The 11116-nt window shown below is 55.4% G+C and carries 11 protein-coding genes; 5 read left to right on the top strand and 6 right to left on the bottom strand.

Features of this window, described 5'->3' with window-relative positions; translation table 11 throughout:
* Positions 1-690: 690 nt before the first annotated feature.
* The 3 genes from rpsT to mutM all read right to left on the bottom strand — a co-directional run bounded on the left by rpsT (position 691) and on the right by mutM (position 2867).
* Complete coding sequence (gene rpsT / locus ACZ5FM_RS17725; protein ID WP_004439523.1) at positions 691-957, bottom strand: 30S ribosomal protein S20; 267 nt, start codon at positions 955-957, stop codon at positions 691-693.
* A 204-nt stretch (positions 958-1161) separates the two neighbouring features.
* Positions 1162-1935, bottom strand: coding sequence for an enoyl-CoA hydratase (locus ACZ5FM_RS17720; RefSeq protein WP_464039364.1), 774 nt, complete (start codon positions 1933-1935; stop codon positions 1162-1164).
* Positions 1936-1958: 23 nt separating this feature from the next.
* Positions 1959-2867, bottom strand: coding sequence for a bifunctional DNA-formamidopyrimidine glycosylase/DNA-(apurinic or apyrimidinic site) lyase (mutM, locus tag ACZ5FM_RS17715; RefSeq protein WP_464039363.1), 909 nt, complete (start codon positions 2865-2867; stop codon positions 1959-1961).
* A 143-nt stretch (positions 2868-3010) separates the two neighbouring features.
* Here mutM and ubiE point away from each other — a divergent pair, with 143 nt between their 5' ends.
* Together ubiE and ubiB are read left to right on the top strand one after the other, a co-directional pair.
* On the top strand, positions 3011-3787 hold the full coding sequence (ubiE, locus tag ACZ5FM_RS17710; protein WP_192486755.1) for a bifunctional demethylmenaquinone methyltransferase/2-methoxy-6-polyprenyl-1,4-benzoquinol methylase UbiE: 777 nt from the start codon (positions 3011-3013) through the stop codon (positions 3785-3787).
* Between the two features lie 36 nt (positions 3788-3823).
* Positions 3824-5398, top strand: a complete 1575-nt coding sequence (gene ubiB, locus ACZ5FM_RS17705; protein ID WP_464039362.1) for a 2-polyprenylphenol 6-hydroxylase — start codon at positions 3824-3826, stop codon at positions 5396-5398.
* Here ubiB and ACZ5FM_RS17700 read toward each other — a convergent pair.
* The 3 genes from ACZ5FM_RS17700 to ACZ5FM_RS17690 all read right to left on the bottom strand — a co-directional run bounded on the left by ACZ5FM_RS17700 (position 5391) and on the right by ACZ5FM_RS17690 (position 8701).
* A complete protein-coding gene (locus ACZ5FM_RS17700) occupies positions 5391-5750 on the bottom strand; it encodes an MmcQ/YjbR family DNA-binding protein (RefSeq protein ID WP_464039361.1) in 360 nt (119 codons plus the stop codon). The two genes, ubiB and ACZ5FM_RS17700, sit on opposite strands and share 8 nt — an antisense overlap.
* Positions 5747-6952, bottom strand: a complete 1206-nt coding sequence (coaBC, locus tag ACZ5FM_RS17695) for a bifunctional phosphopantothenoylcysteine decarboxylase/phosphopantothenate--cysteine ligase CoaBC (RefSeq protein WP_464039360.1) — start codon at positions 6950-6952, stop codon at positions 5747-5749. The genes ACZ5FM_RS17700 and coaBC overlap by 4 nt, the downstream gene beginning before the upstream one ends.
* A 165-nt stretch (positions 6953-7117) precedes the next feature.
* Positions 7118-8701 (bottom strand): peptide chain release factor 3, encoded by a 1584-nt coding sequence (locus tag ACZ5FM_RS17690; RefSeq protein WP_464039359.1) that lies wholly within the window; start codon positions 8699-8701, stop codon positions 7118-7120.
* A 90-nt stretch (positions 8702-8791) separates the two neighbouring features.
* Here ACZ5FM_RS17690 and dut point away from each other — a divergent pair, with 90 nt between their 5' ends.
* From dut to cysK, 3 genes are all read left to right on the top strand, one after another.
* Positions 8792-9265, top strand: coding sequence for a dUTP diphosphatase (dut, locus tag ACZ5FM_RS17685; protein WP_312946489.1), 474 nt, complete (start codon positions 8792-8794; stop codon positions 9263-9265).
* 114 nt (positions 9266-9379) lie between these two features.
* On the top strand, positions 9380-9997 hold the full coding sequence (locus ACZ5FM_RS17680) for a LysE family translocator (protein ID WP_464039358.1): 618 nt from the start codon (positions 9380-9382) through the stop codon (positions 9995-9997).
* 144 nt (positions 9998-10141) lie between these two features.
* A complete protein-coding gene (cysK, locus tag ACZ5FM_RS17675; RefSeq protein ID WP_464039357.1) occupies positions 10142-11110 on the top strand; it encodes a cysteine synthase A in 969 nt (322 codons plus the stop codon).
* The last annotated feature ends 6 nt before the right edge of the window (positions 11111-11116 follow it).

Raw genomic sequence — 11116 nt, 5'->3', positions numbered from 1 at the left:
CCCCTCGTTAAGAATCGCTCAAAGTTCGTTTATTGCTCGCGAGCCGGTTGTCCCATTTCCCTCTTCATCATGGAGAGGCCTGCGATGCACTTGTCGGTGCTCCTTTCGTTTCAACTTCAGATCACTTTTTTCAAGACAAAGAAATTCCGCTCTACAACCATCACAGTTGCAGTTTGCATCGTGTCGATATCTGAAAAAACGGGATGAAAAACATCCCGCCGCAAGGAACTATCGAACCTTCGAATTCAATACTCGAAACAGTTGATGGATTGTAATCCGTGCCCCCTGACGAGGTGCATTTAGGCAGGATCGTAGGTTGAGATCAATGGTCATTTTTCTGCAAAGCCGAAGATCAGCCATTGACTCTGACTAACCATTTTGCATCACGCCGGGCCTATTTTGGAGAATCGCTTATGAATCAATGAGATTCAAATTTCTAGGCTTTCGCGAGGCTATCCAAATAAAAAAATTAAAAAAAAACTTGACTCGAAACCTCTGCCACCTTTCGCAGAGAAAGATAGGCTACTTGATAAAGACCTCTCGCAAGAATTTGATTTTAAAGGATTTTTTGTGTCATCAGCTTGACTTGGGATTGTCATGTTAAATGCCGAGACGTTAATAAACGGTTACAAGCACAAAAAGCCCGGTCCGAAGACCAGGCTTTTAAAATTATATTCCAAAAGGATTATATTAGGCTGAGAGAGCCTTAACGCGCTGTGCCAAACGGGACACCTTGCGGGATGCGGTGTTGCCGTGAAGAACACCCTTTGTGGCTGCGCGCTGGATTTCCGGCTGAGCGGCCTTCAGAGCTTCGGTTGCAACAGCGAGATCGCCAGTTGCAATCGCTTCTTCAACCTTACGGATGAAGCCACGAACGCGCGAACGACGAGCCTTGTTGACTGCAGTGCGGCGAGCGATCTTGCGGGTCGCCTTTTTCGCCGAAGTTGTATTGGCCATGTATGCCTCTCTTCGAATTCGATTTAATTTCCACAACCACAGGACAGAGTCTTTCAAAGACCTCACGTTCCAGAATTGCGGGAGTTATTTGGACAAGCCTGACGGGCTATCCTTTACCGTGGGCGGGCATATAGCTCGAATGCGCGCGCCCGTCAACGCGCATTTTCAACGAAACCAGAGATTCCGACTCCATTGCGCGAAATATCAGCGATTGCGAAACGCCGGTTTCCGCTTCTCCACGAATGCAGCCATACCTTCCTTCTGGTCCTGTGTTGCAAAGAGCGAGTGGAACATACGCCGCTCAAACCGCAGACCTTCTGCAAGCGGCAGTTCAAAGGCGCGGTTGACGCTTTCCTTGGCCATAAGAACGGAGGCACGCGACAGGGAGGCTATACGTGTGGCGGCTTCCACAGCCTCGTCCAGCAGCTTCTCTCGCGCGACAATGCGGGAAACAAGGCCAGCACGCTCAGCCTCCACAGCGTCCATCATACGACCTGTCAATATGAGATCCATTGCCTTGGCCTTGCCTACGGCGCGGGTTAACCGCTGCGAGCCACCCATGCCGGGTATAATGCCCAGTGTAATTTCGGGCTGGCCAAACTTTGCCGTATCCGATGCGATGATGAAATCGCAGATCATGGCAAGCTCGCAACCACCACCCAGTGCGAAACCGGATACGGCGGCAATGACCGGCTTGCGGGTGGCCGCAACATCGTCCCAGCCACCGATAAAGTCGCCCAGATAGGCGTCGACAAAATCGAGCGTCTGCATTTCCTTGATGTCGGCACCAGCTGCAAATGCCTTTTCCGATCCGGTGATGACAATGGCGCCGATGGAATCGTCTGTCGTGAACGACTGCATAATGTGGCGCATCTCTTTCATGACCGTCGAGTTCAGCGCGTTCAGAGCCTTGGGACGATTGAGGGTGATGACACCAACCTCATCGCGCTTTTCCACCAGCAACGTTTCATAATCCATGGCCGTTCTCCCTAGGGCTCGTGTCAGGTCTGGCAAACCGCGCAATAGAAAGTAGAGCGACCTGCCTGCGTGATGCGTGTCACCGTACCCGCGCAACCGGGTGTGCGGCAAGCGTGCCCTTCCCGGTCGTAGACGGAAAAGGAGTGCTGGAAATAACCGAGCGTACCATCCGTCTGGATATGGTCTTTCAGTGACGATCCTCCTGCGGCGATGGCATCGGCAATCACGTCACGAATTTTCTGGGTCAGCAGAACCAGTCGGTCACTCGCCTCACCCGCTTTGGTCACCAGCGTACCGGCTGCCCGCTCCGGCGACAGGCCCGACCGCCACAGGGCCTCACAGACGTAGATATTGCCGAGACCTGCGATGATCTTCTGGTCAAGCAACACTGTCTTCAAGGGCTGCTTACGGCCCGCAAAACGGCTGGCAAGATAATCGGCACTCAAGCTGTTACCTGTGGGTTCCGGGCCAAGGCTTTCAAATGCCGGATAGCGATCGATATGGCGCCGATTGATCAGATGCATGAAACCAAACCGGCGCGGGTCATTATAGATCACGCGCTGCGGCCCACTTTCCGTTTGTAAATGAAAGATCACATGATCGTGCTTTTCATCCTTTGAACGTGGGTGATGGAACTCACCCGGCGTCTCAGGTTCACCCTTGCCACTGCTAACGCCCCACGCCTCGATACGGAACGATCCGGACATACCAAGATGGGCAACGACCGTGCGGTCTTCCTCCAGATCAATCAGCAGATATTTGGCGCGGCGGCCAAGCGACAGAATCTTGCGACCGGCGAGATCAGAGCCAAAACCTTCCGAGAACGGAAACCGAAGATCAGCCCGACGCAATTCCACCGCGTCAACCAGCGCGCCTTCCATGGTGGGCGCCAGACCGCGCCTGACTGTTTCTACCTCTGGCAATTCGGGCATGGCATTCATCCAGTTGTTTATCGATGCGACTTTATGCTCTATAGACCACCTGCACATATCGCGGCCATTTGATACCGCCACAGATAGCGTCGCGAAAGCGTTTCCGCTATGGTCCGCCGCGCAATAAAGAATGGAGACAGACAATGACCGAGGCCCGCACCACCGCAGATGGCGGCATGGAAACGTCTTACGGCTTTCACAAGGTCGAAGAAGGCCAGAAGCAGGGCATGGTCAACGAGGTCTTCCATAAGGTCGCCAAGAAATATGATATCATGAATGATGTGATGTCTGCCGGTCTGCACCGCCTATGGAAAGATGCGATGGTATCCTCGCTCAATCCGCGCAAGGATCCGACCTACAAGGTGCTGGATGTTGCGGGCGGCACGGGCGACGTTGCGTTTCGTATCGTCGAGGCTTCGAACCGGCTGGCGCATGCCACGGTTCTCGACATTAATGGCTCCATGCTGGGTGTCGGTCAGGAACGGGCTGCCAAGAAAGGTCTTTCCGAAAATTTGACGTTTGTTGAGGCAAATGCCGAAGAACTGCCGCTGGAAAGCAACAGCTTTGATGCATACACGATTGCATTTGGCATTCGTAACGTACCGCGTATCGATTTCGCCCTGAAAGAAGCCCACCGCGTTCTGAAACGTGGCGGCCGTTTGTTGGTGTTGGAATTTTCCGAAGTGGAAATGCCGCTGCTCGACCGGGTCTATGATCTGTGGTCGTTCAATGCCATTCCGCAGTTCGGCAAGATGATTACCGGTGATGCCGAGCCCTATCAGTATCTGGTGGAATCCATCCGCAAATTTCCCAAGCAGGAAGATTTCGCGACGATGATCCGCACCGCCGGGTTCTCGCGCGTCAGCTACACAAATTATACCGGCGGCATCGCTGCACTGCATTCCGGCTGGAAACTGTAATCCAATGACTTTCTACCGTCAGAACAGAGCATTTGCATGAGCTTACCGGGTGCATATTTCCGGCTGGCACGGGTCGGCTGGGTTCTCGTGCGTGAGGGCGTGTTTCTGGCACTGCCGTCCGATGATCTGCCCGCATCGGCAAAATTTGCCAAAGCGCTGCTGAAACCCTTTGCGCGCAACCGTGCCAAAAGTCGCGAGCGTAGCGACAGGCTGGCGCGTGCGGTGGAACGGCTCGGGCCGTCCTATGTCAAGATGGGCCAGTTTCTGGCGACCCGCCCTGATGTGGTGGGTGCCGAATTTGCCGATGACCTGGCTGGTCTTCAGGACCGTATGGCATTTTTCCCGATCAGCGCGGCAAAGGCCAATATCGAGGGATCGCTCGGCCGTCCGGTGACCGAGCTTTACCGCGAGTTTGGCGATCCGATCGCCGCCGCTTCAATTGCGCAGGTGCATCCGGCCATCGTGGATACGCCACAGGGACCGCGTAAGGTTGCCGTCAAGGTCATCCGCCCCGGTGTGCGACAGCGCTTCCAGAACGATCTGGAAGCAATGTATCTGATTGCCGACCTGCAGCAGCGTTTCGTTCGTTCTGCCCGGCGCCTGCGTCCGGTTGAAGTCACTCGCGCGCTGGAGCAGACGACCAAGATCGAGATGGACCTGCGCCTTGAGGCTGCAGCCCTTTCAGAGATTGCCGAAAACACCAAAAACGACCCCGGTTTCCGCGTGCCTGACGTGGACTGGGAACGGACCGGCCGTGATGTCGTGACCATGGAGTGGATCGACGGCATCAAGATGTCTGACGTGGAGGCGCTGAAAGCGGCGGGCCACGATCTCGACAAGCTGGCCGATACGCTGATCCAGTCATTCCTGCGCCACACCCTGCGTGATGGCTTTTTCCACGCCGATATGCATCCCGGCAATCTGTTTGTCGATGCCAAGGGCATGATCGTTGCCGTCGACATGGGCATTGCCGGCCGGTTGGGGAAAAAGGAACGCCGATTCCTCGCCGAAATTCTCTATGGCTTCATTACCCGCGATTACATGCGCGTCGCCGAGGTGCATTTTGAAGCGGGTTATGTGCCCGGCCATCATGATATTGCGAGCTTTGCACAGGCCATCCGAGCCATTGGCGAGCCGATCCACGGTCAACCAGCCGAAACCATTTCAATGGGCAAGCTGCTGACGTTGCTGTTTGAGGTTACCGAGCTTTTCGACATGGAAACCCGGCCTGAGCTGGTGATGCTGCAAAAGACAATGGTGGTGGTGGAAGGCGTTTCTCGCATTCTCAACCCACGTTTCAACATGTGGAAGGCCGCCGATCCGGTGGTTGGCAGCTGGATACGCGACAATCTCGGTCCCAAGCGCATCGTCACTGACTTGAAGGACGGCATGAAGGCGGCTGTAAAGCTGGCCGAGGCCATTCCGGAAATTGCCGCCAAGACCGAAAAACTGCATGGCGAACTGGTCTATATGAGCGAAAACGGTGTACGTTTTGACGCGCAGACCGCAGAAGCCATTGGCAAGGCAGAAGCGCGTCACACCCGCTGGGGCCGTATCGCGCTTTGGATCATTGCTTTGGTGCTGGTTTACATCGCAATACGGATCAGCTGATAGCGATGCCCAGCTCCGTGCGCAGCTTCTTGGTTAGCCCAGATGCTACCACGTCATAGGAGCGGCGCAGATAATGCTCCAGTTCCTCGCGCTCCAGCGGGGAATGGTCTGCGATCGATATCCATTTGCGTTTGGCGAAATAGGGCGCCTGACCTATGCCTTCGAGCGAGGTGAGGATTTCAAAACTTTCCTCGGAGCACTTCACGACAAGACGCCAGTTATCGCTGTTTCCGAGAACAGCAAAAACCTTTCCCCCGACTTTGGCAACGTGCGAATCCCACTGGTCGACAAAGGTCACACCCGGCCATTTCGACAACAGGTCATCAAAACCATCACGGTCAAAAATGCTCATGCCAGTTTCTCCGCAATCATCGCTGCGAGACGGTCGGCAACTTCATCCTTGCCCATATCCGGCCAAGCCTCGACGCCATCTTTCGAAATCAGCTTTACCTGATTGCGCAGACCGCCCATCACACCGGTTTCCGGGGATACATCATTGGCGATGATCATGTCGGCGCCCTTGCGTTCCAGCTTGGCGCGGCCATTATTTTCGACGTCCTGTGTTTCCGCCGCAAAACCGATAACCAAAGTCGGACGTTTTTCATGGTGGCCGACAGTTTTCAGGATATCGGGGTTCTCTGTCAGCATGAGTGCCGGTGGTGCATCACCCGGCTGTTTCTTGATCTTCTGATCGGACGCGGTCGCCACCCGCCAATCCGCAACCGCTGCCACAAAGACGGCAATGTCGGCAGGCAGACGCCCAATCACCGCATCGCGCATTTCTTCGGCCCGCTCGACATGCACGGTCGTCACGCCAGTCGGGTCTGGGATAGTCACCGGACCGGAAACAAGCGTCACCTTGGCGCCCAGCCGTGCAAGGGCGGCGGCTATGGCGTGGCCCTGCCGTCCAGACGAGCGGTTGGCGATATAACGTACGGGATCAATCGGTTCATGGGTCGGGCCAGAGGTCACAATCGCCGTTTTCCCGGCCAGTGGTTTTGGCGCAGTGTCAAAAAGTACCGCGACGGCCTCAACGATCTGCAGCGGCTCGGCCATACGGCCCGTGCCGCCCTCGCCTTTCTCGGCCATTTCACCAGCCATCGGGCCAATGAAATGAATACCGTCGTTTTTCAATGTCACGATGTTGCGCTGTGTTGCACTGGCCGACCACATTTTCGGGTTCATGGCCGGAGCGATCAAGATTGGCTTGTCAGTGGCCAACAGCACGGTTGAAGCCAAATCATCGGCCAGACCATGTGTCATCTTGGCCATCAGATTTGCAGTAGCTGGGGCAACCAGAACAAGATCGCAATCGCGCGCCAGCCGGATGTGGCCGACATCCTGCTCATCCTGCCGGGAAAAAAGCTCGGTAAAGACGTGGGTGGCTGACAGTGCACCAACCGCCAGCGGCGTGACAAATTCCTGCGCACCTGCGGTCATCACGGGCGTTACCTTTGCGCCACGCTCTTTCAGGCGACGAATAAGATCAAGGCTCTTGTAAGCCGCGATCCCGCCAGAAATGACCAGAAGAATGTGTTTGCCTGAAAGTGTCATGCGCGAAGTAACCGATTGATGTTTCAACCGACCCTAGCGCATCGCAACCAAAATCGGAATCGATTTTCGCAAGGTCCAAAACATCCCTCAAAAGCATGAAAGCGCCGTGCATCTTTGACACACGGCGCTCTCGGCATTGATCCCGGGGATGCTATTGATCGGCTATCACGCCGCCTTGGCAGCGTGATATTCCTTGATGGCAACCATCTTGATGGCCGGATAACGCTCGGATTCGTAGCGCAGCGAAAATGCATCCTGCGCCAGGAATACCGGATCGCCGTCCAGATCGCGGGCGATATCGCCTCGCTTGACGTTGAGGAACTTGTCCATTTCCGCAGGCTGGTCGGAGGAAATCCAGCGGCAGACCGAAAAGCGCGACATTTCGAACGACACCGGCAGGCCATATTCGCCCATCAGACGCTCTTTCAAAACGTCCAACTGCAGCGCACCGACCACACCGACGATCGCAGGGGAGCCGTCCTCTGGCGAGAACAGCTGCACAACGCCCTCTTCCGCCATCTGTTGCAGTGCTTCTTTCAGCTTCTTGGCCTTCATCGCATCTTCCAGTCGCACGCGACGCAGAATTTCTGGCGAGAAGTTCGGAACGCCTTGGAACACAAGGTTTTCACCCTCGGTCAGCGTATCGCCGATACGAAGCGTGCCGTGGTTGGGAATGCCCACCACGTCACCGGCAAAGGCCGTATCAGCCAATTGGCGCTGCGAGGCAAAGAAGAACTGCGGCGCTGTGAGACCCATCTGCTTGCCGGTACGTGCCAGACGCGCCTTCATGCCGCGCTCCAGCTTGCCGGAGCAGATGCGGGCAAACGCGATACGGTCGCGGTGGTTCGGGTCCATATTGGCCTGAATCTTGAACACGAAAGCCGTCATCTTGTCTTCCGACGCGTGAACGGTGCGGGTATCTGCTACCTGGTCGCGCGGTGGTGGCGCAAAATCGCCCAGCGCGTTGATGAGATCACGAACGCCAAAGTTGCGCAGTGCCGAACCAAAGAACACAGGGGTCATGTGGCCTTCCAGAAAAGCCTGACGATCAAACGGGCGACAAGCTTCTCTCGCCAGTTCCGTTTCTTCGATAAAGGCTTCACGCTCATTTTCTGGCAGACGGTCAGCAACTGCTCTTGGGCCCTCAACCGGCAAGGATTCAACCTGCGTATCGACACCACGGAACGTGTTGTTTGCCAGGTTATACGCACCGGAGAATGTCTTGGCGCGGCCAACTGGCCAGGTTACCGGTGCAGTGTCCAGCGCCAGCTTCTCTTCCACCTCATCCAGAATCTCAAATGGGTCGCGGCTTTCACGGTCCATCTTGTTGATGAAGGTGATAATCGGAATGTCGCGCATACGGCAGACTTCAAACAGCTTCAGCGTCCGCGGCTCGATACCCTTGGCGGCATCGATAACCATGATCGCGGCATCCACTGCCGTCAGCGTGCGATAGGTATCGTCCGCAAAGTCTTCGTGGCCCGGTGTATCGAGAATGTTGAACACCCGGTCATTATATTCAAAGGTCATAACAGAGGTGACGACCGAGATGCCGCGCTCGCGTTCGATCTTCATCCAGTCCGAACGGGTCTGGATACGGTCCTTCTTCGCCTTCACTTCACCGGCCAGCTGGATCGCTCCGCCGAACAGCAGCAGTTTTTCGGTCAGCGTCGTCTTACCGGCATCCGGGTGCGCAATAATCGCGAATGTGCGACGGCGGGATACCGCCTCGGCGAGTGTTTCAGCCATTGAGAAATTCCTGTTGATTGGCGCCGTCTTTACAGTTTCAAGCCGCGATATGCAATTGACCTGCACCATGGTGACAAAGCAAATGGCACTATGCCTTACGATATATCCCCATCTCCGCAGCTTAAACTCATCCGTCTTGCCAATGGCGAGGGGTTGGAACTGCCGTCGTACGAAACCAGCGGCGCTGCTGGCATGGACCTGCGCGCTGCCGTGGATGCCGATGCCCCGGTTATCCTGAAGTCCGGTCAGCGCATGCTTGTGCCGACAGGTTTCATCTTCGAAGTGCCCGTTGGCTTTGAAGCGCAAATTCGCCCTCGTTCCGGTCTTGCCATCAAGAACGGTATCACCTGCCTCAATTCACCAGGCACTGTGGACAGCGATTATCGCGGTGAAGTCAAAGTCATTCTCGCCAATCTCGGGCAAGAAGACTTCGTCATCGAACGCGGCATGCGCATCGCCCAGATGGTGATTGCACCTGTGACGCAGGTTGTTGTTACCGAGGTCAGTGAGACCTCCGAGACCAGCCGTGGAACGGGCGGCTTCGGTTCAACTGGGACTGCCTGAGGGATCTTAAAACGCATCGGTTTGCGCGCGCCTGCATCGCCCGAATTGTCCATGATTGAAAAGTTCATGCCAGTTGGATACACCGCACAGCAGAATGTGATTTCGGAGCCTTCCATGACAATCGGCACCCTGCTTGCCTACGCCACAGCCCTGTTCATTGCCGCTGCCATTCCCGGCCCTGGCATGACTGCCATTGTGGCGCGTGCTCTGGGTTCCGGGTTTCGTGAAACCTTCTTCATGGGTCTCGGTCTTGTTCTCGGGGATATGGTCTATCTGACGGCCGTTATTCTTGGACTGGCCTTTGTCGCGCAAACCTTCCACGAAGCATTTCTGGTGCTGAAATTCGCGGGCGCTGCCTACCTCATCTATATTGCATGGAAGCTTTGGACGGCGGGGCTTTTGTCGACCGACCTGAAAGCGCGTAAATCCACTAGCATCGGCATGTCATTCATGTCAGGTCTTCTAATCACGCTCGGCAACCCCAAAACCATGCTGTTTTACGTGGCGCTTGTTCCAACACTGATTGATATTCGTGTTATCGGTATCTCGGAATATCTGACGCTGATTGCCGTTACATTCGTGGTTTTGTTGGCAGTGCTTCTGCCCTACATCCTGCTTGCCACCAAGGCACGCACCCTGCTGAAGAAACCCCGCGCACTGCAAATTCTCAACCGCACAGCCGCCGGTATTCTGGCGGGAACAGCAGCAATGATTGCCACCCGCGCCAGTTGAAATATTTGTTCGGCCAAAGTGGAGATTTCACGAGAATTTTCCAAGTAACGGCTCGCATAAGAACAAACGTTCGCTAGCCTGAAACCGTGATTGCTCCTATTCTGCGCGGTAATTTCTGCCGGTTGCATATTAAAGGAGACTATCATGTCAGAAGCCCGAAAGCCCGGACGCGGACGTATCTATTCGTCGATCACCGAGACGATTGGTGATACGCCGATCGTACGCCTCGACAAGCTGGCCAAGGAAAAAGGCGTCAAGGCCAACCTTCTGGCAAAGCTCGAATTCTTTAACCCGATCTCCTCGGTCAAGGACCGTATTGGCGTAGCGCTGATCGAAAGCCTTGAAGCACAGGGCAAGATCACCCCCGGCAAGACAACGCTTGTTGAGCCGACATCCGGCAATACCGGCATCGCGCTCGCCTTCGCGGCCGCTTCCAAGGGTTACAAGCTTATTCTGACCATGCCGGAAACCATGTCGGTCGAGCGTCGCAAGATGCTGGTGCTGTTGGGTGCCGAGCTTGTGTTGACCGAAGGCCCGAAGGGTATGAAGGGCGCCATTGCAAAGGCGCAGGAACTGGCAGAAACACTGCCTGACGCCGTTATTCCGCAACAGTTTGAAAACCCAGCCAACCCTGATATTCATCGCAAGACAACTGCCGAAGAAATCTGGAACGATACCAACGGTTCTGCCGACATTCTCGTGTCCGGTATTGGCACCGGCGGCACCATTACCGGTGTTGGCCAAGTATTGAAGGCACGTAAACCAGGCTTTAAGGTGGTTGCGGTTGAGCCTGCTGACAGCCCCGTTCTGTCCGGAGGCAACCCCGGCCCGCACAAAATCCAGGGCATTGGCGCAGGTTTTGCTCCCGCTGTACTTGATACCGCGATCTATGACGAAATCATCACCGTCACCAATGACGAGGCGTTTGAAACGGCACGCCTCGTTGCGCGCCTTGAAGGTGTTCCGGTTGGCATTTCCTCCGGTGCTGCGCTTGCAGCTGCCATTGGGGTTGGCAGCCGCGAAGAAAACGCTGGCAAGAACATCGTCGTGATCATTCCGTCCTTTGCGGAACGTTATCTTTCGACAGCATTGTTTGAAGGTCTCGGTCTCTAACACAAA

This window comes from Agrobacterium sp. 5Ca50 (assembly GCF_055381905.1).
This window is presented reverse-complemented; position numbering and strand designations above follow the sequence as displayed.

Coding starts and splice junctions, on each gene's coding strand:
- ubiB (WP_464039362.1), top strand. CDS start 3,824: ATGAGCTTACCGGGTGCATATTTCCGGCTGGCACGGGTCGGCTGGGTT.
- dut (WP_312946489.1), top strand. CDS start 8,792: ATGCCTTACGATATATCCCCATCTCCGCAGCTTAAACTCATCCGTCTT.
- cysK (WP_464039357.1), top strand. CDS start 10,142: ATGTCAGAAGCCCGAAAGCCCGGACGCGGACGTATCTATTCGTCGATC.
- ACZ5FM_RS17720 (WP_464039364.1), bottom strand. CDS start 1,935: ATGGATTATGAAACGTTGCTGGTGGAAAAGCGCGATGAGGTTGGTGTC.
- rpsT (WP_004439523.1), bottom strand. CDS start 957: ATGGCCAATACAACTTCGGCGAAAAAGGCGACCCGCAAGATCGCTCGC.
- ubiE (WP_192486755.1), top strand. CDS start 3,011: ATGACCGAGGCCCGCACCACCGCAGATGGCGGCATGGAAACGTCTTAC.
- ACZ5FM_RS17700 (WP_464039361.1), bottom strand. CDS start 5,750: ATGAGCATTTTTGACCGTGATGGTTTTGATGACCTGTTGTCGAAATGG.
- mutM (WP_464039363.1), bottom strand. CDS start 2,867: ATGCCCGAATTGCCAGAGGTAGAAACAGTCAGGCGCGGTCTGGCGCCC.
- ACZ5FM_RS17690 (WP_464039359.1), bottom strand. CDS start 8,701: ATGGCTGAAACACTCGCCGAGGCGGTATCCCGCCGTCGCACATTCGCG.
- ACZ5FM_RS17680 (WP_464039358.1), top strand. CDS start 9,380: ATGACAATCGGCACCCTGCTTGCCTACGCCACAGCCCTGTTCATTGCC.
- coaBC (WP_464039360.1), bottom strand. CDS start 6,952: ATGACACTTTCAGGCAAACACATTCTTCTGGTCATTTCTGGCGGGATC.